The following is a 25,115-nucleotide window of genomic DNA, read 5'->3' on the forward strand; positions in this document are numbered from 1 at the left end:
TGTGGTTACCTTTTCACTATTCGACTATCCCGATTTCTAACGCTTTCTGGACGGCTTCTTCCTTGTTACGCACTCCTAGCTTTATATAGGCCGAGGAGGCGTAGTTTCGGACCGTGCCGTCCGACAAATACAGCTTGGACGCTATCGTCTTGTACCGGAGCCCTTTGGCAACGAACTGCAATATTTCTATTTCCCTGGCCGTAAGGCCATAGTCGGCGGCGGCTTTCGATTGCGGCGATTCGATGCTATCATCGAGCTTATCGAATATTTTATGGGACATCCTCTGATCGATTAATGTGCCTCCCCGATGAATAAGCCGAATCGTATCGGCCAACTCGAGCGGTTCGGCCGATTTCAGCAGGAAGCCGTCCGCGCCGCCCCGCAGCAAGTCCAACGCTTGCTCCGTATCCTGAAACGTCGTAAAAATCAATACGCGGATATGCGGCCATTGCTGCTTGATCATTTTAGTTGCCTCGGCTCCGCCCATATGCGGCATATCCAAATCCATAAGCACTACGTGGGGCTGATGGCGTCCGCACAGCTCGACGGCTTGTTTGCCATCCTCGGCCAAATCGGCTACGTTCAAATCTGGGTACCTGTCGAGCAGCGTCCGCAAACTTTCCCGAATAAACGGCTGGTCGTCAACGATCAATAAGCGAATAAGCTCGTCGGCCATTTCCGCTTGTCGCGGCAAAGTACAGATGACAAGCGTCCCGCCCCCTGGCTTTGTATAGACGGACACTTGACCTTGCAAATTCATCGCCCGTTCCTTCATCGCGTTCATGCCGAAACCCTCCCGCCATTCTTCAAGCCCACTTCCGTTGTCCTGCACCTCCAGCCTCGTATATTGCTGCTCGAATTGTAGAGAAACGGTAATTTCCGTCGCTTGGCCGTGACGAACCGCATTCGTAAGCGACTCCTGCAAGCAGCGAATGAACGCCATCTTCGCTTGGTGGGACAGTTGGTACTCCTCTCCGAACGCCCGAAAGCTTACATCGACCTGGGCATGCTCCCGAAATTCATCGGCAAGCTTTTGCAGAGACCGGGCCAGGGAAAGCGACTGCTGAGGAGACTCCATTTGATGCAAGTAGCCCCTCACTTCCTCGATGCTTTTGCGGCCCAACTCAAGCAAGGCTTCCAGCCGCTGTATCCCCGTTTCGGCAGCCAGTTCGGGGCGTAACGTTTCCATCCCCATAATGATGGACGTATAGGCATGGCCGACTGTATCGTGAAGTTCCCTCGACAGTCTGTTTCGTTCTTCTGCCAGTGTAATGCGCTCGATTTGGGACATGTATTGCTCAAGCACCGCATTTTGCTTGCGGATCGTTTCATTTTGCCGATGATTGACAATCAACAAATGAAAAGCGAATCCCATCACATAAGCAAGCCCATAGTGGGTGACCATAAGCCAATAGCTGTTGCTTGGCGCAATCGCATAGAAAATGCCAGGTATCACAAGGACCGTTGCCGGGGCCGTCCAACGATAGGACCTATGGGCGCTGTTCGCGGCAATAAGAAACGTCGATACAAGATAGGTAGGGTAAGCTTCCGGAAACAATGAGGTTAAATAGATACATAGTCCGCCAAATAACAGTATTTCCGTGAGCAAATAATACTTGTAGTTGAACATCAAGCAAAACCACGGAATGGAGAGAGCGGCAAGCTCCCAAAAAATAACGCTCCATAGCGGCAGCGTTAAACTTTCCTGAACATTTCTCGTCGTGAGGATGAGCGAAACGCTAACAATAAGGCGGAGCGCCAGCATAATCCAATCATACCAAACCCACTGCTTAACCATCTCCAACAATGTCAATCAACCCCTAAGCCGCTTTCTGTTTTGTTTCCTACAGTATTATAGACCAAACCTTCGTGCCGTGCATATTTTTGCTGTTTGCGCTGTAGCACCTGCACGAAGGCCGGGAACAAAACAGCTATCGGTTCAACTGCCGAATCATGCTGCGCGTATAACCTCCCATTATTTTCGCCAACCGACCCGACAGCATGAAACTTATTGCGGCAAGCATCAGTCCCACAGCCATCATAATGAGTGCTTTCGCCAACGTATCTACCTGCATGAAAATGAGATACATATCAATGTAACGATACAACAGCGGCGCCAACAGGAGTGCAAGTGGCGCTACATAGAGAACGGCTACACTGACGAGACTGATGAGTCCGATCGCGAACTTCTGCATTAACCAAAAGACGGCGGACCAGTTGCGGCGATCCCTAAGCTCTGCTTTGGCTTGCGCCCAAACGGATGAGCCCGTTGCTCCTTTTCTGTCGTAAACGTCCGTCGTAATGTCGGTATAAATTTTCGTCTGCGTGCGCTCGAATTGGATAAAGGTTGTCGTCGTTCGCAATACGTGTGTAACTAGTGGAATGCCGATGACCGTAAAGGAAAGACTTAAACTGAATGACAGAGCAACCATGTAAAAACAAAAGTAAAACAATCCTGTAACGAAAGTTAACAATAAAAAATAACCATTCTGGATGAAACCTGATTTCATAAGGCTCATCGCTCCTCTCCGTATACTATCCGCATCGTACGGCATCTTCCGTCAACCGCACCAGTGTAAAAATGTCATATGACATTTCCGGCATGTAAGATCATGATCATGTCCACGGGGCATGCCGAAACGAAACTGAAGCTGAACAACCCTGGAACAACCCCCTTCCTGGTTGCCCAGGAAGGGATTGTCGTCCTACCTTTACTTGATGTGGGACGGGCTTGTTTTACGAATGTGGAACATAATGTCGAACTGCTCCAGCAGGGAGGTATCAAAGTATACGGGGTGCCCGGGGATGAGTTGAGCCCCAAGGCTCAGCAACGGTCGTTTTTCTCTAACCCATTGATTTGCTTCTCCCTCAAGATGGCGATTATCCAACAAAAACAGATCATAGGGGACTTTGCCAAGCGTATAATTGGAACTGCTCGCATCCTGTGGAATCGTATCCGTCGAAAGCTTGGTTTCGCCAGAAGGACTGTATTGGCTGTATAAGGTATATTGGCCCTCTGCAGTGGTACTGCCAACGACGACATATTGATCGCCCAAACGATCTTTCAAGAATTGTCCAGCGCCAAAGGGATATAAGTTCTTATCGATAACACCCTTAGCTACATGGATATTATGACCCCACATTATCGTTTTACCACCCAATGCTTCCTGGGCCCAGATGACATGTTCGGCCAGATATTGCTCATGCAACTTCAACATGCTTGGATAATCACTGGGCATCAGCATGGCGGTGAAGTTCTCTATCGCCTTCGCCGTTGCTTTCACCCAGACAAGCTCGGAAGAATCGGCCTTTGTTCCGGTCTGTTTGGTCTCGTCATTGAGCAATCGGACGACTTTCCCGGCATTAACCTTGAATCGTTCTTTCACCTCGGGAGTCAACTTCATATATTCCTGCACATTCCCCGTCACAGCCGGCAGCTCTTTATAACTTGCTTTCACTTCTGCCAGCGCATCAGGATGATGCTCCTTCACATAGTCAATCACTTTATTGTAGACACTTTGATCCAGCGCCTTCAGGTCAAGTCCGATGAACTGGATTTTCTGCTTGTTCGAGGGATCAGCATTATAATCTTTCATCCAATCGATCATTGCTATAATTTCATCAGTCGGATACAACATCTTCAACAGTTCTCGGGGATTACCTTTTCCCGTTTGGATGTATTCGTTCAGCTTTAAGCCATTCCCCCAATCCTCTTCCATTGCGAAATTCGTAAAGCCCATCTGGGTGACCAAATACTTCACAAGGCGGAACTTCATCGTAAAAATTTCGGAACTTCCGTGCGTATTCTCCCCTAATCCCACGTAACGGGCATCCCCGATCATGTTCTCAAACGGCTTCAGATCATCGAATGGTTGTGTTGGATCGATCGTCTTGAGCGGCTTCACCTGCGATTCAATGGATTTGACGATATTATTCTGGACCGGTTGAGCGGACTGAACGGCTTCTGTCGGTCGCTTTCCCTCTCCCCCTGCGCATCCTGCAGCCAGTAAGGCTGCACTAACCAAGACAGCCATTCCACCGTACATCTTCTTCTTATTCATCGTTCCCACTCCAATCGAGTTATTTTTGGAAAGCAAGATTGATCCGCAATCAGCCGTGCGTCAATCGCGCTTTAATCCGATTGTGACTCATGCATTATCAAATTTCCTAGTTACGCTTTGTCATGAGATGATTTGACACGGATCACGAGGAGATTACTTTTTCTCACTGTCGAAGATGACAGCCCATGGATGATAATGAGCCCATCGGATCGTATTCGATTCGAGAAGCAAACGACATGAATATAGAGAGGAAGGATTACAATGTCATCGCATGCAGAAACATCCCGTACTGAGGATCAAGTCCAACGTGCTCGAACAGGACTTCGACTCTTCCTGGGCATCTTGCTCGTTCTTTCGATTATCATGAATACCGCAGTCATCCTCACTCAAAGCATCCCGCTTATCGTGGTGTATATGTTTACACCCACGCTGTCTTCCATTCTGGCCCGTATCCTGTTACGGGAAGGGTTTAAAGACGTATCCTTCCGTATTGGCAGTATGAAAATATGGAAAGGCATCGGATTAGCTCTGCTGATACCTATGATCATTTGTGCGATCACCTACTCCATCGCCTGGTTTAGCGGGCTGGCATCGTTCCACCTTCCTGTAGGCGGTACCTTCGAGAAGTTCTATCATGCACTCGGTTTGCAGTATCTGCCGACACCGCTAAATTTCGTTCTTATGGTCGTTGTGGCCGGAATTGCTGGAAGCTTGCTCAACTTGATTCCGGTTATGGGGGAAGAAGTAGGTTGGCGGGGTTATATGCTTACTCGATTGGTTCATGCTAAAGTTAAGCGTCCGATCCTAGTTAGTGGATTGATCTGGGCAACCTGGCATGTTCCCATCGTGGTTTCCGGTTTATACGTGGGAGGATCGTCTGTCCTTCTCTCTGTGCTTGGCATCTACCTGTGTATCGTTCCGTTTAGCTATATTATTGCCCATTTGCGATTAACGACAGGAAGCGTCTGGCCTGCGGTTATCATCCATGCCGCGTGGAATTCCGTTATTCAAGGACCGTTCACGCGTGCGACTACCGGAAATCACGCCGAGATTTGGATCGGGGAATCCGGTCTGATTACCGCTCTTATTATCTCTATTGTTGCAGTCATTATGTTCCGAACAACAAAGTTCGCAAAGCATTGAGTGGGCTGGAACCCACATATTGCTTCACATTATGGCAGAAACACACGCTGTAACCGGTGTGCGCGGTCGTTTTTAGTTAAGCCTTGCTGGAAAACATAACCGGGACAATTTCAACGAAGGGTCGCTCACAGCGAAGAAGCTAAAAAGGGGCTGCAACAAAGAAACTAAGCAGTTCCTCTTTTTCGTCGCTTTCCTTCATCCATTCACCGCGTTACTTACACCTCGTGCTGCGCCTTGCGGTTTAATGCCCTATTTTATTTCGCATCGCGTTTTGGGGTAGTGCCCCATGCCCATCAAGCTAAGAAGAATCTATACCCCAAAATAGGAAAATAAGCTATCCTTTCTATATCAAGCATAATTCCATAGAAAGGATGGTTTTCCATGAATTCTATTCCACTTTCTATCGGCGAAGAAATGCTATTACTAGCTCAACAGCTTCAACAGCATTTTTCTTCTACCCAACTTGAAGAGCTCGCAAGAAAAGCAGGATTCGTCCAACGAAAAAGTAAATATACCGGGCAGGATTTGGTTTCCTTATGTGTCTTTTTAAATGATCATGTATCGATGACTCCCCTCGTACGATTATGTAGTCAACTTGATGCTTCCAATCATCTTTCGATGAGCGCAGAAGGATTGAACCAGCGGTTCAATCCTTCTGCAGTTGCCTTCCTTCAATCCCTATTTTCAATGCTTCTCCAAGAAAAAATCTCGACTTCCTTCTCGCTGCCTTGTGAATGTAATTCCTATTTTCATCGAATCCGTATCCTGGATTCGACTGTTTTTCAACTTCCAGATCCCTATGTCGACCGTTACCAGGGTTCCGGAGGAAGCTCTCATACAGCTGGTATGAAAATTCAACTCGAATACGAGCTGAAAACCGGAGAATTCTTGCAAGTGGATGTTGGCCCCGGAAAAAACAGCGACGGTTTATATGGATCAAAACGAGCGAAAACGGTGGAAATGAACGATCTTTGTATTCGAGATTTGGGCTACTTTTGTTTAGAAGATTTCGAAGAAATGGAACAGCGTGGAGCTTTTTATGTTTCGCGGTTAAAATTGAATGTCCGCGTATATGAACAAAATAAGGGAGTTGAACAATTCAAAGATGGCAAAGTAAAAAAACAATCGTTGTACAAAGAAATCGATTTGGAAGCTATTATGAATCGTCTTCAATCCGGAGAAATGGTAGAACTTCCCGAAGTGTATCTGGGACTTTATAAAAAATTCCGCACACGGCTTCTCATCTGCAAACTTACGGAAGAACAGACTCAAAAGCGGCTCCTGATACGTGCTAAACAGGAGAAAAAGAAAAACATGACCTATAAAGAACGAACAAAGCGTTTAAGTGCCATCAATATCTACATGACTAATGCCCCTGATATCTACTTAAAAAAAGAGCATGTCCATGACCTGTATTCTCTACGCTGGCAAATCGAGATTTTATTTAAAACGTGGAAATCCATCTTCCATATCGACCGGTGCAAGCCGATCAAAACTGAACGCTTTGAATGTCATGTATACGGGCAGTTGATCGCCATTTTGCTTAGTTCTTCTCTCATGTTTCAGATGCGCAGGCTTTTGCTGATGAAGAAAAAGCAAGAAGCCAGTGAATTCAAAATAATCTGTATCTTAAAAGAATATTTTCTTTCTCTACATGATGCCATGAAAAAACAAGCGGATGATGTTCAGCGAGTGCTTCTCCAATTCTTTCGGATGATTGAAAAAAGTGGACGTAAGTCACATCGGTATGAGAAGAAAACCGTATTTGACATTCTAGGTGTAGTCTATGAGTGTAGACAGAAAGATCGATCTGCTGCCTAGAAATATGAAATTTTTAAAAAACTAAGCCACTAAGGCTTATTTATGTCTGTACGAAATCCAGTTCTAAGCTAATTGCTTGGATCAAGTGACGAATAGTAGCATCTGTTCCTTTTTCTTTGTTCTTAGCTTGATGGGCATGGGGGCTAACCAACAACAAGAATAATAATGAAAGCTAACATCCAGCTAAGTCTCCGTAGAATAATAACAAAATTAGATAGATTCCATATCCTTTTACTGTATACATAATATGAACTGCAATCTTTTCATTGAGTTATTCAGCTTGCCATATATCTTTCAATTTCCAATATGTCAGCCCATTTACTAGTGCCTCTCCACCCTCCGTTATGATTTCTATGCCTAGCAATTTCTCACTCGGATAGATGCGACTTGTCATCGTAGCTTGCCCTTCATTCGCAAACATTTCAATGGATGAGCGATCCAGATATACATGCAATGTCAGCCGCCCCTCAGCATTTAAGGCTGTTTGACGTACTCCATCTGTCTTCTTGCCTGATTTAGAACAATTAAGCATAAGTTTCTGTTCCGGAATAGAATATGTGATAACCGTTTCTTCTCGACCTGTTCCACGAAACCTCAAGCCTACCAGGTCTGCACTTGACTTCGTGAGGTCGAACACTATCTTAACTTCAAGCAGGTCTGCTTCAACTTCCTTGAAGTAACTTCCAGAAATAGCGCCATATTGATACAAAACATGTTTACTTTGACGAAGTAACTTCATTTCTTCAACTGGAGTCATCAGTACTTTATTATTGTCACCCAACGTAATTAAACGTGGGATCGTCATTGCTCCACACCAGCCGTCTGCTTTCGTCGGCATATCCGATTCCCACATATCCATCCAACCAAGCGCAATGCGGCGACCTTGATCATCTAGAAAAGTTTGAACCGCATAGAAGTCATGACCAGTATCCAACTCAATGAACTCTCCATGCTGATATTCATTACTATTATAATTATATTCGCCAACATAATATCCCGTCTGGAACAAGTTATTGTACTTATCTCCTTGCGCATCAATACCTTGCGGGGAGAACATAAATATATGCTTACCGTTCAGTTCAAAGAAATCAGGGCACTCCCACATGAAACCCATATTCTTATCTCCCTGCAGAAGCACACCATGATAGGTCCAAGTTCTAAGATCAGGAGATGTATATAGAATAACGCGCGGCAGATCTTCTTTCGTGCTGTTACCTAGGATCATGTACCATGTATCCTCATGCTTCCATACCTTCGGATCTCGGAAATGCTGGGAGCTATCTGTCGGAGGTTCAGCGATTACGGGATTCTGCCTTAGTTTTGTAAAATGAATGCCATCTGTGCTTACTGCCACATTTTGATTTTGGAAAAAGATATTGTTTGGTTGATCAATATAGTGATGGCCAGTATAGATCAATGTCAGTTCGCCGTTATTATCTACTGCGCTTCCTGAGAAGCATCCATCAAGGTCACACGCATCTCCAGGCGCTAATGCAATCGGACAATGCTCCCAATGTACAAGGTCTTTACTCTTCACGTGACCCCAATGCATTGGACCCCAGTTCTCATCATAAGGATGATGCTGATAGAAGGCGTGATATTCACCTTTAAATTGAATTAATCCATTTGGGTCGTTAATCCAGTTTGCTGGTGCCATAATATGATAACCTAATCGGTACCGCTTGTTCATTTTCGCTTCTGCCTGTTTCAATGCTTCCTCAGCTTGCTTCGTGTTGTTGTTATATGTGTTCATCTGTCTTCCTCCTATGCTGTTTCAATATGCTTGTTAGGCTTGGGACCCAGCTTTTTCGGTTCTTTCTTTAAGGTAAAGATTGATATTGTTGTAAAGACAAATACGAAAACACCCATAATCACGTACGTATTTGCAAAGCCTCTAATGTCATAAGACATACCGGCGATTGGCGAGAAGATCGAAGCTCCTACCTGACTCGTAAACTGGTATCCCACCAGATACAAGATCGAAGACAGACGTGTATCGAAATTAGCAGCCAAGTACTTAAATACGGAGATCAGCATGATTGGCAGTTCCAATGCGTGAATCAATTTCATAGCTGAGATTCCATAAGGTCCAATAACTAAGCCTGAACCCATGATCCGGAACGCCATCAAGAATCCTGCCAATATCAAACCCTTTTTTGCTCCAATTTTGTTGACAATGAAAGGCGCTAAGAACATCATGCCTGCTTCCAAGAATACTTGTAGGGAATTTAAGTAACCGTAAATTTGATTGCCTAAAGCAACTGTTGAGAACGTCGATGAAAAGTAATTCGGGAACTGCTGGTCATACACATTGTAAATACAGGTAACACCAAGAACATATAAAATGAAGAACCACAAATGCTTATTTGCAAACAAATATCCGATTTGCTTAAAGTTAACAGATTCTGCTCGCTCCATCTCGGAATCTGTCATTTCAACTTTAATTGTCATCATAATGATAAACAGAATGACAGCAGATACTGATGCAATCCAGAAGTTAATGTTAGGGTTGATATTGAAGAGCTGACCAGCGAAGAATGTTGCTGCTGCCCAACCTAGCGAGCCCCACATACGAGATTTTCCGTATTCAAAGTCATATTTTCGGCTGACTTTCTCGACATAAGATTCGATGGCTCCGATCCCTGCCAAAAAAGCAATACCCAAGTATAATCCACCTGTAATGGCGCCGAGAAATACATTGTATTGAAGTAACGGCCCATAGATAAAGATATAGAAAGGACCAACAAATAAGAGTAAAGAACTGATTAAAAATAAAATATGCTTCTTTAATCCGATTTTATCAGATATATAGCCATAAAGCGGTTGCATACATAGCGCAAAGATAGCGTTTACAGTAAAGATAACACCTGTTTCAGCACCATTCAGACTGATTTCTTGCCCTAGCCAGATGGAGAACAATGAATAACTTGCTGACCAAGTAAAGAAGAAAAAGAAGAAATAGGCACTTAGTTTCCAGTACATGCTCTTTGACTTTCTCATATCGAACGCTCCTCTAAGTTTAACATTTAATGTAAATGAAAGCACTTCCGTATTTACAGATTGATTATATGTCAACCGCTTTCATATATCAACCGCTTGACATATTTTCGAAAGAAAAAGAGCTCTCCTCTTTGGTTTCAATGACTCTAATAAGGAGATAACTCCACCTTATATCACAATGCTGAAAACTATGGAAATTGTATTAAGCTGTAGTAGCTTCAATCAGTTTCACTGGTAGATAGGTTTCTCGCGGGACATCACTGAATCCACCTTCAATTTCTTTAATAAGTAACTCTATGGAATATCTCGCAATCTCCTGTATTGGTTGCTGAATTGTCGTTAATTCAGGGAGAAGATTGCGGGTTGTTTCTGTTCCGTCATATCCAATTACGCGAATATCTTCAGGAACACGTTTTCCTCTTCTTCTTGCTTTAGCAATAAAAGACGCAGCCACCAAGTCATTACTCGCAAACAGTCCATCTACTTCAGGATGTTCATTGAGCAAGCGTTTAATCGGTTCATCGTGATTCTGTTGGTGGAAGGGATCATGTACTTCATAAGTAATTGCCTTTCGACCATACTGCTCCATCACATCTTCATATGCTTTTCTTCTTAAGCTTGCCGGTGTTTCCAATTCAACAGGGCCATTTATGTGTAAGATATGCTTGCATCCCTTTTCAATAAGCAGTTCTGACGCCAGTTTTCCACCCAAATAATTATCCGATCCTACAACTGGGATTGAATCGGATAGGAAACGATCGATCGCAATGACGGCAATGTTCTTCTGTTCATAATTTACGATACCTCGGTTGTGTGTACCAACGATAATACCGTCAACTTGATTTCGCATAAGCATATCTACATAAGATTCTTCTTTATCCAGCTGATTCAAACTGTTACAAAGCAACAGCTTATAGCCTAATGACGCACAAATATTCTCTATATGAAAAGTCAGCTCTCCGAAAAATGGGTTGCTTGTAGTTGGAATGATTAATCCAATCAGATTTGTTCGTTTACTAAATAATGACCGAGCCACATCATTTGGAAAATAATTCAGCTCCTGCATCGCTTTATGAACTTGATCCTTCGTTTCTTGACTGATATAGCCACGATTATTAAGTACGCGAGAAACCGTAGTCGGTGAAACTCCAGCTAATTGTGCAACATCGTTAAGTTTTGGTTTCATTGATTCTCCCTGCCTTCTCTCCATGCCATATCGCTAATTATTTTTTCCATTTTAACATGGTTAAATATGAAAAAACATGCTTGAGCATTCTTATGGATAATTCTTCAGATTTGTCTCCCTCAAGAATCTCCTTGGCAACAGAAGAACGTATAGGATGATACATTAGAATTATCGATAGCATCCCTTTCTTGAAGCCTTGATTTTTTCGAGGGAGGACTCGCCCATGCGGTGGTGTTATTGAGCGACAATGTAGAAATTAAGGAACCAGCTACAACCAAGCTGAGTATCTAATTCCAAAACTCCCACCACTCGACTCGGTTGTTCATTACAATATAACTTGTACAATAAATCGCATACCTCTTTAGAATGAAATCTGTACTGAAATCCGAATGACATAACTGCCTGGATTTGGCTGATGGAGTTCCGTCATGAGTTTGCCTCTCATTTTTTTATTGAAGATATGGGGGATGTTCTCTTTTTGAACTAAACGACGGATATAATCCCATCGTTCATCTCGAATTTTTAAATCCTTCTCACTAATTTGGGCATCTGCCAAATTGACTTTAGGTATGATTAGTGATGTAACTTGTATCTGACCATCTTCTATATAGGTTCGACTAAATCTTTCTCTTGGTATTCCCCATCCCATAGGGCTAAAACCGTGTTTACATAGATATCAGTAGACATGTCGAATTCCTCCTTGATTGCCAAGGGAATTTTCATTTATGCTTAGCAGTTCTAAGGGGCGATTCGGGTCAATTTTCACGTTCATGTCAACAGCCCATTTTTTTGTGATAATTAAATGCCTGACGATCACCAAACTATTGCCCGGCGAAAATCCCAATGTACCATCAACAAAGTCAGTAATATCCGTTAAATTGTCGCTTTTTTTTAAAAAAGTAGTTCCATTAGTAACTTTGCCTTCATTACTTGTTTACTGGAGATATGGTGTAGATTTAAATGATGGGCCTTATGCACGTACCGTATGTTCATTGCGTAAGTAAGCGGAATGTCTTTTTCTGTATTGTCATTACTTTCAGTTCTTTTTTTCTAGGTTCTACTGGATGATCTATTCCTAACTGATATGCAATATCGATCGTTCTTCAACAGGTAAAAGGGGATATTGTTCTCTAAACCCTTGAATAACATCAGACTTTCAAGTAAGTAAAAATAATACCACTCTAGGTCAGATAGAAGCAGATGCTCTCTTCCCGTTTTTATTTCGCTTACGTTATGGGTTCTCCCCATTGAGGAAACCTGCCTTGCTGTAAACCAAGGTTTAAAATTTTCTCCTATGCCTTGTCCCTTACCCTGCTTTATCCAATTTTCAATATGTGATGGCTTAGCATATGATTGAATCATAGGGTACCTCACTTTATTTGTTCTGAGTCTAAAACAAAAAAACTCATTGCCAAGTTTGCCTGACCATGAGGTGTGAGCTAATGACCTCGTGAGTAATAGATTCTTCCAAATCCAAGCACATAGGCAAGTTGGACCAAACTAGACGCTTTTACCTTTACACGGCCGATGACCGTCTAGAAATAATCTCTTAGGGGCTCCATAACCATTGTAAAACGATTTCTATGAATCTTCGCTAATATTGTATGTTTTTATTCTACAACATTAAATGGAAAAAATGGAATTCCTATAGGAATTGGCAAAATAAGCATCTGAGCATCCTTTGATAAGGAATTCTCTATTTTTTTCATAGACATTAAGAAGTTGAATATGTAAATTGTATAATTCTTTATAATTAATCTTAATCTCCTCCTGTTTTTTAAGAATCAGTGTAACCAAAAGAAAAAAAATAGACATAGTGAACATACAACAAATCCCGCCTCTCTTTTATTAAGATCTAAGCCTACTAAATAGGACTTCCTTTGGATGAATCTCATTATCACTTTTTGAAAAAAATAAGGACTATCTTCCGAAGGAAGTAGCCCCATGTTATATAGATTTAAATTACTTGGATGGATAAAAACCTTTCAACACATCACGCATTTCTTGCTTGATATTGATATCTGGACGTTTTCCTTTGGCCAAGGCTTCCGCCTCTTCCACTGTGGTAGCTAAACCCAACTCAAGTAACACTCCAGTTGCTACGGTTCCTGTACGATTCCGTCCGCCGGCGCAATGGAAATACACGGTCTTCCCGCTGTTCACCGCTTCTTTAACCGCCTGAATAGCGGCTTGCACAGAGTCCTCCTACCCAGTCTCATGTTCCACAATCGGATAATGATGACGCGTTACCTTTGCCGGAAATCCTTCTGCCTCAGTACCGTTATCACGCAGATCAAAAACATCTGTGATCTCTTGCTCCCGAAGAACTTGAAGCAATGCACTCTCTCCGCCAATGTATACTTTGTCCTCAACAAGCGCGTGATAATTCACCTTAATCATTCTCCCTCTATCGAGTTCATAGCAGGAGCTGCTATTTTCCGGTTTCTGCAAATTGTTTAATGCGTTCTCCTACCTGGTCACAACCCCGCTGAAAGACGCCCCATTTCTCTTCTTCCGATCCTTCAGCTTTGCCGGATCATCAAATCCCCAATGCTCACGGCGAACTTGCGGAGGAGTGATAGGGCATTTATCAGCCGCGTCCCCGCACAACGTCACAACCAGATCGGCACTGTTCAGCAAGACAGGATCAAATAATGTCCGAAGTTTGACCAGAAATATCGATACCTACTTCACTCATCGCTTACACCGCTTTAGGATTAAGGCCGTGCGCCTCAATGCCTGCACTATATACGTTCCAATTGTCTCTTAGATATTTCTTAGCCCATCCTTCTGCCATTTGACTCCGACAAGAATTACCAGTACACAAAAAGTAAATTGTCTTTCTCTCCATGGGAAACGTCTCCTTTAATGTTCAATTATGAAATGACTAACCACAGATACAAGCCTAATAGCGTAATAAAAAGAGTAGGAATCGTTAAAATAATGCCTGTTTTAAAATAAGTTCCCCAAGATATTTTCACACCTTTAGAGCTAAGCACATGTAGCCATAGCAATGTGGCCAATGAACCAATCGGGGTTATTTTCGGACCCAAATCCGATCCAATTACATTAGCGTAAATCAGCGCTTCTTTGACCATTCCAGTCGTATGGGTGGCATTAATGGCAAGCGCATCAATCATGACCGTAGGCAGGTTATTCATCAACGATGAGATAGTCGCCGCGATAAAACCCATGCCCATGGTGCCTACAAACATACCTTGATCGGCAGCCGCTTGAATCACATGAGCCAGCAGATCCGTCAAACCGGCATTACGCAGACCATACACCACTACATACATGCCGATAGAGAAAAATACGATAGCCCATGGAGCACCCTTGATGACTTCTTTTAACGGTATCGCAGGACTTTTTCTCGCCAACAGCAGGAAAATGATGGATATGGTACTGGCTACGACTGAGACAGGAATACTAAAAAATTCGCATGCAAAGTAGCCAACCAACAGCACCACAAGAACAATCCAGGACATACGGAACATTTTTGGATCTTTAATCGCTTCTGTAGGTGCCATTAATTGTGCGTCATCAAACGTTTTTGGAATCCTTTTGCGGAAAAAGAGATACAGTACTACAATACTAGCCAATAAGGAAAATAAATTAGGTACAACCATACGACCCGCATATTCCATAAACGTGATGCCAAAAAAATCGGCTGATACAATGTTCACCAGATTGCTGACCACAAGCGGAAGCGACGTCGTATCCGCAATAAAACCACTCGCTATGATGAACGGAAAAACCATTTTCTCATCCAATTTAAGTGCTCGAACCATCGCTAGAACAATGGGTGTCAGAATTAAGGCCGCACCGTCATTCGCAAAAAAAGCAGCGACAACAGCTCCAAGAATGATCACATACACGAACATCCGAGTTCCGCTTCCCTGTGCAGCTCGTGCCATGTGAAGCGCCGCCCATTCGAAAAATCCGATTTTATCAAGCACCAACGAAATCAGGATGATGGCCACAAAAGCTAGGGTTGCATCCCAGACAATCTGAGTCACTTCCCAAACATCATGCAAATCGACGACACCTACCAGTAGAGCAAGTACAGCTCCTCCGCAGGCGGACCAGCCAATAGACAAATTTTTAGGCTGCCAGATCACCAACACTAAAGTGGCTAGAAATATAATGCATGCCAACCAAACCAATGTTCAAAACCTCCATTACCCGTGATATCCATAGTCCTCATCTTCTCGTTTTGCTGATTCCTCCTCTTTGTAATCCTTAATCTTATAATCATATACTTATATTGAAGACAACATTTATCCCCACAAGGAGATAAACTGAACAGCCTTTAGGAAGAGCAGCCTGAGGAATCCGGTCCACAAGTTGCTATGGGTCCCTCTGTCAAAAGAAAATAAAGTATTAGACGCCCATGCCGCTAACGCAGCACCATCAGATGATGAAAATGGTAGGCATGCGATATAATTTACTTACGGCTGGCGAAGGCAGGTCGGCAGTCAATGGTGCTTCGAGCCCGAGTATTAGACTGACCCTAACGACCAGGTGCACCACAGATTGTTGCTCCGAATTTGGAAGCACGCAGGATAGAATAACCATATGTGGTTGTTGCACCAGCCCCTTCAATCTTGCTGCCGTAAGGAGAAGGCTACGAATGGACGTTGTTTACAGTCATGTGTGCGGACTTGACGTTCATAAAAAGAACATCGTTGCCTGCACCATCACGCCTGAAGGTAAAGAAATCCGTACGTTTGGCACGATGACCGACGATTTAATTTTGCTTGTAGATTGGCTCAAAGTCAAGGAATGCACTCATGTAGCGATGGAAAGCACTGGAGCATATTGGAAACCAATCTACAACCTGTTGGAGCTTGAGGAGATTGAGACTCTTGTTGTGAATGCCCAGCACATTAAGAATGTTCCGGGACGCAAGACTGACGTCAAAGACGCGGAATGGATTGCTGGATTGCTCCGGCATGGTCTATTGAAGGGTAGCTTTATCCCAAATCGCGAGCAAAGAGAGCTGAGGGAATTGATTCGCTACCGCCGTAGTCTCATCGAAGAGCGAGCTCGGGAAGTCAGCCGCATTCAAAAGGTGCTGGAAGGAGCAAACATCAAGCTTTCCTCGGTTGCCAGCAATGTGCTTGGGAAATCAGGACGTGCAATGATTGAGGCGATGATTGCTGGCGAAACCGATCCTGAAGCTTTATCTGATCTGGCAAAACGAAAGTTGAAAAGCAAAAAAGCGGATTTGAAGCGAGCATTGAACGGCTTAATGGGCCCTCATCAGAAACTGATGCTGGGAGCTCAGCTCCGTCACGTCGATTATTTGGACGAAGAGATTGGCAGGTTGGATGAGGAAATTAAAAAGCGCATGCTCCCTTTTGATGAAGACTTGGAACTGCTTGACACCATCCCAGGTGTGGCACGAAGAACAGCAGAGACTATTCTAGCCGAAATTGGCTCTAATATGAATCAGTATCCTTCCGCCGCCCATTTATGTTCTTGGGCAGGGCTGTGTCCGGGTCAGAATGAAAGCGCCGGAAAACGATTGTCCGGCAAGACGCGAAAAGGAAATAAGAAACTCCGAAGTACGCTTGTAGAAGCTGCGAAGGCTGCGGCTAGAACAAAAGAAACGTATTTATCCAGCCAGTATCATCGGATTTCCGCGCGTCGGGGAGCTAACCGAGCGACGGTTGCAGTAGCACACAGTATATTGTCTATGGTTTACTATATCCTTAAGCGGAAACAACCCTACATCGAGCTAGGTCCAACCTACTACGAGGAACGAAAACGGGACGTGATCATCAAGCATTCCATTAAGAAACTGGAGTCATTAGGTGTATCAATTACTGTGAATACGGCAGCTTCCTGATCGTTATGCAAACCATACATTACTAATGCCCCTGGCTATTTTTTTGTTTGCCGGAGGGTCGCTTTCTTGTTGCCTTTTTTAGGTGTTCTACGGAGCGATATTTTCAGGATAGACGCGAAAAGGAAATAAGAAACTCCGAAGTACGCTTGTAGAAGCTGCGAAGGCTGCGGCTAGAACAAAAGAAACGTATTTATCCAGCCAGTATCATCGGATTTCCGCGCGTCGGGGAGCTAACCGAGCGACGGTTGCAGTAGCACACAGTATATTGTCTATGGTTTACTATATCCTTAAGCGGAAACAACCCTACATCGAGCTAGGTCCAACCTACTACGAGGAACGAAAACGGGATGTGATCATCAAGCATTCCATTAAGGAACTGGAGTCATTAGGTGTATCAATTACTGTGAATACGGCAGCTTCCTGATCGTTATGCAAACCATACATTACTAATGCCCCTGGCTATTTTTTGTTTGCCGGAGGGTCGCTTTCTTGTTGCCTTTTTTAGGTGTTCTACGGAGCGATATTTTCAGGATAGACTCGGGAAATAAAGTTGTAGACTGACGAATGCCTTTCCGGATGCGGATTGGCCCAGTGATCCGTAGGCCCGGCGGCCATCAACTGCAGGGCGATCACCAGTCAATACTCAGTCTACTACTTTATTTTCTCCGAACAGTGTCGGTTTGCGGTACGGACCCCTTCTCCTGGATATTCAGTCTAAAACTTATTTCTCAAAGGCTGACGATTCCTCAGCTCCAAAACCTTGTAGAATCAACAATTCCAGTCTAGAACTATATTTTCTTCATACATTTATAAAACAAAAAAGGCCCCGCCGACCAAAATGAACTGACCCCAAAAAGTTAGACACAGACAGGCTTAGGCTGCTACAGAGGACTGGATGCGGTATTCTACCGGCGACAGTCCTCTGAGCTTTTGTTTGGTTCTTCGATGGTTGTAATAGTGTATATATTGATGTAGTTCTTGAATGAAATGTTCAATGGATTCAAATTCTTGAATATACAGAAGTTCCGTCTTTAAGATCCCAAAGAAATTCTCTACCACGGAGTTGTCCAGGCAGTTCCCTCGACATGACATACTTTGTGTGACTCCTCTCTCAGAGAGCATATACTGATAGCGTTTTTGTTGATATTGCCACCCCTGATCAGAGTGCAGAATGAGATTATGTTGCTCTGGTAGATTTTCTAAGGCTTTTTCGAGCATCTACGTGACCATGGAGAGGGTAGGCCTTCTAAATACGGTGTAACTGATGATTTCTCGGTTATACAGATCCATTATCGGAGACAGATATATCTTTTGTCCAAACAAGTGGAACTCCGTCACATCAGTAACCCATTTCTTATTGGGTGCTGTCGCATTAAAATCTCTCTTCAAGACATTTGGAGCTATTTTCCCTTCGGCTCCTTTGTATGAACGATATTTCTTCCTACGAACCATACAATAAAGCCCTAACTCCTTCATTAAACGTCGAACTGTCTTATGATTGATTGGAGTCGTTTTGCGAATCTCCCTGGTCATAGTTCGGTATCCTGCTCGACATTTCAATTCATCATTAAATACTCGCCACATTTCTGTTTTCACATCGGCGTACTTATCAGGCTTGTTCCACTTTTTCACGTGATCATAGTAAGTGCTTCGAGGAATGCCTGCAATGTTGACAAGCTCTTTGACGTTAAAATCATGCCTTAGCTCGTCTATAACACTTTCATTTGCCTCCAGTTCTTTCTGTGGCTCTTTATTAGCTGTACGTCCTCGACGCTCCATATAGAGTCCTTCAGGTCCTTCATTTCGATAAATGCGCTCCCCATTCCGAATGAATCTATCTTGTACATCATGCTTCTTCGCAGCAGCTTTATAACTCAAATGGTTCTCATGCATATCTTCTAATATGTACTGCTTTTGTTCTCCAGTAAAAGTCCTGTGTGTTCCCTTATTGATCAATCCCGCAGCTCCATGCTTGGAGTATGCAGCTACCCATTCATTAACCGTTACATGGTTCATTCCATACTTACATGCTGCTTCGTTCTCAGACAGCCCTCCTTCAAGTACATCTATAGCAACTTTTATTCGTATTTCTTCGCTGTATTTGACCATAAAGTAAAATCCGCACCCTTTCTTCTTAGAGGATTATATCATGTGTCTAAGATTTGGGGTGCGGTTCAGTTTTAAGGTTAGCGGGGCCTTTGCCAATGCTTTCAGACTACACGCTCGGTACTTCCGATCTGTGTAAAATTGTAAGCATTACGAATAAACTCAATATAGTCAAAGAGCGTTAACCTGCCAACACAAAAAACGGACGCTGTCCTTGAAGAGACGGCATTCGTGTGAATATAAGAAGCGCTTTAGATCGAAAAGCTCGTTTTCTTCAGTTCTTCCGTGCTGAACAGAATATCGTAATCCTTGATGCCTTCCCGCCGAACAAATTGCTCCGCAACTTTCCGAACAAACGCTTCATCGGGTCCATGAATCATGGCGTATAAATTATACGGCCAATCGGGATGCGCCCGCCGCTTGTAGCAGTGGCTGACTTCCGAATAACCGGCCAGCCTTTTTCCTGCCTCAGGTATATGCTCCTCAGGAAGTACGCAGATGAACAGGCCATTTGCTGAAAATCCCGCTTCCCTATGCTTTAGAACGGCTCCGATTCGTTTGAGTGCTCCTCCTGCCTGCAGCGCCTGCAAGCGCAGAAACACCTCTTCCAAGCTGCAACCTGTCTTATTGGCAATCTCGGTATACGGTTCGGGTGACAACGGAAGATCTCCCTGCAGTTCGCGGATCAGCTGCAAATCCGTTATTTCTATTTTGCATGGTTCCTGTTTGGAAGTTGTGCCTCCATTCAAGTTCGGGCTGGGTGTAATGGCTGATGCATCATCCATTACTTCCATATTCAGGAATACCTTTAGTTTGAATAATTGCTCGGAGGGGAACTCATATAGCAGCGGCCCGCCCGCCGCTTCACGGATCGTTTCAAGAATAGCCCCCCGTTCTTCCTCGGTCCGGGAAGTCAGCGTGAACCACATATTGAGCCTGCTGCGCCGGCGGTAGTTATGGGTTACGCCTCTATACCTGTTGACGACAGCAGCGGTCTGGTAAAAAAGCTCCTCCCTGACTGCCATCGCATACAGACAGCCTCTAAATCCCAGTCCCGCCGGATTAAACACCCCGCCGATCCGCCGGATGAATCCCTCTTTCTTCAGCCTTTCAAGCCTTTGAAGCACATCTTCCTGGCGTAATTCCAGTTCCTCCGCAATGGCATTCCAAGGGCGTCTGACCAGAGGAAGCCCGATTTGCAGCCGATTCAGCAGCTTCCGGTCGTTCGAATCCAGGTTCACTGTTCCCACCTCCCCAACTTACAGCGCCGCCGATCTTTTGTAACACCACGGCTCTTCGGCCATGAAATTGCCGCCGCTGTAATAGTACGCTCTCGCCCGGCAGCCGCCACAAATGCCCACATCGGGACAGGAGCCGCATTCTCCTTCATATTTCTCGAAGTCCCTTAAATCCCGGAACACCGGATTATCCCGCCATATTTCATCAAAAGGCTGCTCGCGAACATTCCCCACCTTGACCGGCAGGTACGGACAAATATGCACCTCGCCACTCGGCAGCACCGAACAATAGGAGACCCCGGCCAGACAACCGCGCGTGTACCGCATTTCCAGCCCCATGCTCTTGGCAAGCGGCATGAACTGGGGAGCGCATGTCGGTTTGATTTCAAGGGATGTTGATTTCTGTTTGGACAGAACACTGCGCAGAACCGAGTAATACCGTTCCCGCTTCAGCCCGTCTTCTTCGATATGGACGGCCCGTCCGGTCGGGACGAGAAAGAACGGGTGCAGAGAGGATACATGAAGCTCCTCGGCAAGCTGGGCAACCTGCACGAAATCATCCATATTGCCCTCGGTCAGCGTCATGTTAATCTGCACTCTCAGCCCGGCTTCCCGGGCATAACGGATGCCCTCCAATGCTTGCTGCCAGCCTTCCGGCGCATTCCTGAACCGGTTGTGATACTCAGGCGTGGCGCTGTCTATGCTGATCGCAATGCCCCCCAGCCCCGCTTTTTTCAGCTCCGCAGCTTTGGCGGCGGTCAGAAGCGTGCCGTTGCTGCCAAGTGCGGGACGAAGGCCGATAGACGAGGCATACGCGATCAATTCGCAGAGATCTTCACGGATCAAGGGTTCGCCGCCGCTGAATATGAGAAGCTTGAATCCGGCCTGCTTGATCTGATCAATGAGCCGGATTCCTTCCTCCGTGGTTAGCTGGTCTTCTACAGACGATGACGGCCCGGAGTCGCGATAGCAGTGTTCGCAGTATAAATTGCATTTCTTGGTCACATTCCAGGAAACGAGCATGCGTATTCAGCCTTCCTTTCCAGTGTTATACGATTCCAATTTCGCGGTCGCTTAAATAACAGGATGGGTCCTCCGCCCAGAAATCACCGCTTACCGAAGCCCGGGCCCGGAAATTCCCGTTACAGATATCCAGCCAATTGCATTCTCTGCAGCGTCCCTTTAGTAGCGGTTTACGGTCGCGCAGGCCGGCCATTAGCGGATGAGCGGCATCACGCCAAATCTCGCTGAATTTCTGCTTGCGGATATTGCCGATTTCGATATCTCTCGTGAACTGATCGGGATAGACGTTGCCGTGCCAATCCACGCAGCCGATGGCTATTCCGGAACGGTTGCCGCCGTTTCTCTGAAGCAAGCCAAGCAGTTCAGCCGCGCGCTCCGGGTCGTGCTCCATCATCCGCTGGTATAAGTAAACGCCATCCGCATGATTATCAACGGTGAGCAATTCCACCGGTTTGCCTTTGCCATGCAGGTCCATCGTTTTAGCCATAATCCGGTCAAGAGCATGCCGGGATTGTTCATGGGTAACATCCTCTTGCTGCAGGGCACTCCCGCGGCCGGAATAGACGAGATGGTAGAAGCAGGCCCGAGGAATATTTTCCCGCTCGATCAAATCAAGGACTCCATCCAAGTCTTCATATGTATGTCTGCTGATCGTAAACCGGACCCCTACCTTCTGGCCGATGGCCAAGCAGTTTCGGATACCCTGAAGCGCCTGTTCAAAGGCTCCTTTTCGCCCGCGAAATTCATCATGGCGCTCTTCCAGCCCATCCAGGCTTACACCGACATATTTAACCCCTGCTTCTTTTAGCATCTTCGCTCTGTCCATGGTAATCAATGTGCCATTGGTGGATACTACCGGCCGAAGCCCTTTGCTTGACGCATAAGAAATCAGCTCATAAATATCTTTGCGGATCAGAGGCTCTCCACCGGAAAAAAGCAGTACCGGCACCTGGAAGGCGGCCAGATTATCAATAAACACCTTAGCTTCCTCCGTCGACATTTCATCGGGATCATGGGCAGGACAGGCATTCGCATAACAATGTTTACAGGTTAAGTTGCAAGCCCGTGTCGAATTCCATACGACGACAGGCCCTCTGCCCGCGGAAACGCCATGCGGTTTGTGTCCCGGCTTAATGGTATAACGAAGGTCATCGCCTTCTCCCTTCATACCGGTAAGTAGTTTCGTTACATTAATCATTTCCGCTCCCTCATCTCCCTATAATTAGATACCAGTTCTTTATATCTTAAAATAACTTGTGAGAATAAGGATATGCGTTATTATCTTGCTCTTGCGCCGCATTAATGCTTGGGTCTGCAATAAGAAGAAACGCCTGACGGCGTCTTATTAGAGCTTATGCTTCCGAAGTAGCGATACGAGTATCGCTTTAAGGTATGTTTCTCGTAAAAATATAAGACCAAACGATAGGCGCGAAGCCTAAAAAGTCTTATATTTCAAGAAAAAAACCGCAATGCTGCGGGTATCAAAAAGGTTGTGGCCGAAATGATTTTTTCTTACCGTTAGCCAGTTCTATGATCATAACGACAAGAACGAGCAATGAAATGATCTAACTTTCCCGGGTCATGTACACACCGTCCATCATACTAAAGAAACGGCTGTAAAGTTGCAGAGAAATCCCCCGCAATGGACGCACCTATTCCAATAGTCTAACAACTTTATTTTCTTTGGACACCCTCTTTATTCAGCCATTTTAAAATCCGTTGTGAATCCGGCATACACTCAAGAACAGCTTGAACATGTGGTTTGTCGTCTACATTTCAGGAATAGTATACCCACTGACTTCGTCTTTCTTCTTTAACTATCCCTTGCTACTTTAATTTTCTCAAATGTTGGCTAATGGCAGGCTGCGACATATCAAAGATATCTACAAATTCGCAGACGCACCATTCTCTTTCTCTCAATAGGGAAAGCATCGCCAGCTGGGTTTTATCCCCCAATAGCTTTAAATGATCGGCTACATAACCAAGTTGCTCCAATGCGTAGCCTCCTTTCATTTATATAACTGTATGCTTATATGCTAATTCAAATTCATTGAAATCAACAAAGAATATTACTTGCAATTCGCAAATTAACAATATATAACTAAGGCATGAGGTGAAACATACATGGAAAATACACGAGAGTTATTTCAAAACATGACCCGTCGTTTAGGCTTACTGAACAAAAACTGTTGTACGGTTGGTGGACACGACATTTCTCCGGTTCAAAACCATATTCTTTATGAAATTGATCGCCAGCATAAACCTTCCATGCAGCAAATTGCTGAAACCCTTGGAACCGATATCACCACGTTTAGTAGACAGGTTCAGAGCTTAACCAAGATGAATCTGGTTGAGAAAACGCCGGACCCTAGTGATCGTAGAGTCTATACCTTGTCCCTCACCGTGGAAGGTAAATATGTAGCGACCACCATTGACACACAAATGAATGACTACTTAAACGAAGTTTTTTCGTATTTGACCGACTTTGAACGAGAAACGGTGATTCGGTCCGTAAAACTCTTTAATGATGCTATGGCTCAATCCAGCAAATGCTGTTTTCCGGTGAAAGGATAATACTCACTCCTTATACTTGCAAATTACAATTATCGAATTTCATATCCTTGGGGGTATTAAAAATGAATGAAAAACATCTATGTTGCAGAATACCTGATGAAAGCTCATGAACTGGAAAAGCAGCACCGATCTCAATCCGTTTGGAAATGGTCAAATGCAAATTCTAAAAAAAGCCGGTTGTCTTTTGACTTTTTTCTTCTTAAGCCAGTGCAAACCTCCATCTGCTGCGCGCCTTGCTGCTAACTAAGACATAATAGCTGTTAAAATTCTGTTCCATCTATCCAATTTAAAGGAGTGTTTTGCGATGAATAACCTACGAATGATGAAATCCGCCAAAATGTACGGATGCATTACCAACAAATTGCTGTTAAGGAAGTCAATCCTCCCGCAGCAGGTAGCTGCTGTGGTGCCCCGTCCGATGTGGATGCCCTCTCATCACAAATGGGTTATTCCACAGAGGAGTTAACAGCTGTTCCCCAAGGAGCAAATCTCGGGCTTGGCTGTGGTAACCCGCAAGCTATTGCTGAATTAAAGATCGGTGAAATCGTCTTGGATTTGGGCAGCGGCGGTGGATTTGACTGCTTTTTGGCCTCACGACAAGTAGGAGAGAACGGTAAAGTCATCGGAGTCGATATGACCCCAGATATGGTCAGCCGGGCCCGCAGTAACGCAGCTGAGGGAAATTTCGCAAACACTGATTTTCGTCTAGGAGAAATCGAACATCTACCAGTAGCAGATGGCACAGTAGATGTGATTATCTCCAACTGTGTGATCAACCTTTCACCGGATAAACAGCAGGTCTTCAACGAAGCCTTTCGTGCTCTGAAATCGGGTGGCAGAATAGCAATTTCCGATATTATTACTACTGCAGAGCTTCCTTCTGAAATAAAAAATGACCTGAGCGAGTTGTATTCCGGCTGTATTTCCGGCGCCTCTTCATTGGAAGAAGTGAAGTCCATGCTTCTGCAGAGTGGGTTTACGAGTATTAGCATCGAGCCTAAAGATGAGTCCAAATCATTCATTAAAGATTGGGTACCTGGTGCAAACGTGGATAATTACATTGTTTCTGCGATCATAAAGGCCAAGAAAGCCTAATGTGCTTATGGGTG

At 44.6% G+C, this 25,115-nt stretch carries 17 protein-coding genes and 5 pseudogenes; 6 read left to right on the forward strand and 16 right to left on the reverse strand.

Annotated elements, in window-relative coordinates; genetic code table 11:
* Positions 1-16: 16 nt before the first annotated feature.
* The 3 genes from GCU48_RS06900 to GCU48_RS06910 all read right to left on the reverse strand — a co-directional run bounded on the left by GCU48_RS06900 (position 17) and on the right by GCU48_RS06910 (position 4,061).
* Positions 17-1,807, reverse strand: coding sequence for a helix-turn-helix transcriptional regulator (locus tag GCU48_RS06900; RefSeq protein ID WP_208811973.1), 1,791 nt, complete (start codon positions 1,805-1,807; stop codon positions 17-19).
* Between the two features lie 124 nt (positions 1,808-1,931).
* Positions 1,932-2,510 carry a sensor domain-containing protein gene (locus GCU48_RS06905; RefSeq protein WP_152379514.1) on the reverse strand — a complete coding sequence of 193 codons (579 nt, stop codon included), beginning with the start codon at positions 2,508-2,510 and terminating at the stop codon, positions 1,932-1,934.
* A 201-nt stretch (positions 2,511-2,711) separates the two neighbouring features.
* Positions 2,712-4,061, reverse strand: coding sequence for an erythromycin esterase family protein (locus GCU48_RS06910; protein ID WP_152379515.1), 1,350 nt, complete (start codon positions 4,059-4,061; stop codon positions 2,712-2,714).
* Positions 4,062-4,322: 261 nt separating this feature from the next.
* Here GCU48_RS06910 and GCU48_RS06915 point away from each other — a divergent pair, with 261 nt between their 5' ends.
* Both GCU48_RS06915 and GCU48_RS06920 read left to right on the forward strand, forming a co-directional pair.
* Positions 4,323-5,204 (forward strand): CPBP family glutamic-type intramembrane protease, encoded by an 882-nt coding sequence (locus GCU48_RS06915; RefSeq protein ID WP_152379516.1) that lies wholly within the window; start codon positions 4,323-4,325, stop codon positions 5,202-5,204.
* 390 nt (positions 5,205-5,594) lie between these two features.
* Positions 5,595-7,025, forward strand: a complete 1,431-nt coding sequence (locus GCU48_RS06920; protein ID WP_152382122.1) for an IS4 family transposase — start codon at positions 5,595-5,597, stop codon at positions 7,023-7,025.
* A gap of 271 nt (positions 7,026-7,296) precedes the next feature.
* Here the strand turns inward: GCU48_RS06920 and GCU48_RS06925 are convergent, their stop codons facing one another.
* From GCU48_RS06925 to GCU48_RS06965, 8 genes and pseudogenes are all read right to left on the reverse strand, one after another.
* On the reverse strand, positions 7,297-8,778 hold the full coding sequence (locus tag GCU48_RS06925; protein ID WP_152379517.1) for a glycoside hydrolase family 32 protein: 1,482 nt from the start codon (positions 8,776-8,778) through the stop codon (positions 7,297-7,299).
* An 11-nt stretch (positions 8,779-8,789) separates the two neighbouring features.
* Positions 8,790-10,025, reverse strand: a complete 1,236-nt coding sequence (locus GCU48_RS06930; RefSeq protein ID WP_152379518.1) for an MFS transporter — start codon at positions 10,023-10,025, stop codon at positions 8,790-8,792.
* A 202-nt stretch (positions 10,026-10,227) separates the two neighbouring features.
* Positions 10,228-11,211: a LacI family DNA-binding transcriptional regulator gene (locus GCU48_RS06935; RefSeq protein WP_167518657.1), complete on the reverse strand. Its 984-nt coding sequence runs from the start codon at positions 11,209-11,211 to the stop codon at positions 10,228-10,230.
* Positions 11,212-11,572: 361 nt separating this feature from the next.
* Positions 11,573-11,860, reverse strand: a complete 288-nt coding sequence (locus GCU48_RS06940) for a hypothetical protein (protein WP_152379520.1) — start codon at positions 11,858-11,860, stop codon at positions 11,573-11,575.
* Between the two features lie 27 nt (positions 11,861-11,887).
* Positions 11,888-12,055 (reverse strand): hypothetical protein, encoded by a 168-nt coding sequence (locus tag GCU48_RS29085; protein WP_425280860.1) that lies wholly within the window; start codon positions 12,053-12,055, stop codon positions 11,888-11,890.
* A gap of 1,118 nt (positions 12,056-13,173) precedes the next feature.
* Positions 13,174-13,611: pseudogene (locus GCU48_RS06955) on the reverse strand (protein-tyrosine phosphatase family protein).
* Between the two features lie 31 nt (positions 13,612-13,642).
* Positions 13,643-14,062, reverse strand: a pseudogene (arsC, locus tag GCU48_RS06960) (arsenate reductase (thioredoxin)).
* A gap of 25 nt (positions 14,063-14,087) precedes the next feature.
* Positions 14,088-15,377: an arsenic transporter gene (locus GCU48_RS06965; protein ID WP_152379522.1), complete on the reverse strand. Its 1,290-nt coding sequence runs from the start codon at positions 15,375-15,377 to the stop codon at positions 14,088-14,090.
* Between the two features lie 467 nt (positions 15,378-15,844).
* Here GCU48_RS06965 and GCU48_RS06970 point away from each other — a divergent pair, with 467 nt between their 5' ends.
* Positions 15,845-17,065, forward strand: coding sequence for an IS110 family RNA-guided transposase (locus tag GCU48_RS06970; RefSeq protein ID WP_152379494.1), 1,221 nt, complete (start codon positions 15,845-15,847; stop codon positions 17,063-17,065).
* Between the two features lie 112 nt (positions 17,066-17,177).
* Positions 17,178-17,489, forward strand: a pseudogene (locus tag GCU48_RS06975) (IS110 family transposase); the annotation flags it as partial.
* 449 nt (positions 17,490-17,938) lie between these two features.
* Here the strand turns inward: GCU48_RS06975 and GCU48_RS06985 are convergent.
* From GCU48_RS06985 to GCU48_RS28620, 5 genes and pseudogenes are all read right to left on the reverse strand, one after another.
* Positions 17,939-18,781, reverse strand: a pseudogene (locus GCU48_RS06985) (IS3 family transposase); the annotation flags it as partial.
* Between the two features lie 641 nt (positions 18,782-19,422).
* A complete protein-coding gene (ahbB, locus tag GCU48_RS06990; RefSeq protein WP_167518658.1) occupies positions 19,423-20,412 on the reverse strand; it encodes a siroheme decarboxylase subunit beta in 990 nt (329 codons plus the stop codon).
* Positions 20,413-20,430: 18 nt separating this feature from the next.
* Positions 20,431-21,432 carry a radical SAM/SPASM domain-containing protein gene (locus GCU48_RS06995; protein WP_152379526.1) on the reverse strand — a complete coding sequence of 334 codons (1,002 nt, stop codon included), beginning with the start codon at positions 21,430-21,432 and terminating at the stop codon, positions 20,431-20,433.
* 25 nt (positions 21,433-21,457) lie between these two features.
* Entirely contained in the window at positions 21,458-22,630 is a 1,173-nt protein-coding gene (locus tag GCU48_RS07000; RefSeq protein WP_025717166.1) for a radical SAM/SPASM domain-containing protein, read from the reverse strand.
* Positions 22,631-23,106: 476 nt separating this feature from the next.
* A pseudogene (locus GCU48_RS28620) lies at positions 23,107-23,427 on the reverse strand (ArsR/SmtB family transcription factor).
* A gap of 129 nt (positions 23,428-23,556) precedes the next feature.
* On the opposite strand from GCU48_RS28620, the gene GCU48_RS07010 reads away from it, so the two are divergent.
* Positions 23,557-24,006, forward strand: coding sequence for a MarR family winged helix-turn-helix transcriptional regulator (locus tag GCU48_RS07010; protein WP_152379527.1), 450 nt, complete (start codon positions 23,557-23,559; stop codon positions 24,004-24,006).
* A gap of 345 nt (positions 24,007-24,351) precedes the next feature.
* Positions 24,352-25,101 carry an arsenite methyltransferase gene (locus GCU48_RS07015; RefSeq protein ID WP_152379528.1) on the forward strand — a complete coding sequence of 250 codons (750 nt, stop codon included), beginning with the start codon at positions 24,352-24,354 and terminating at the stop codon, positions 25,099-25,101.
* Positions 25,102-25,115: the final 14 nt, after the last annotated feature.

Source organism: Paenibacillus brasilensis, assembly GCF_009363115.1.
Lineage (GTDB): Bacteria > Bacillota > Bacilli > Paenibacillales > Paenibacillaceae > Paenibacillus > Paenibacillus brasilensis.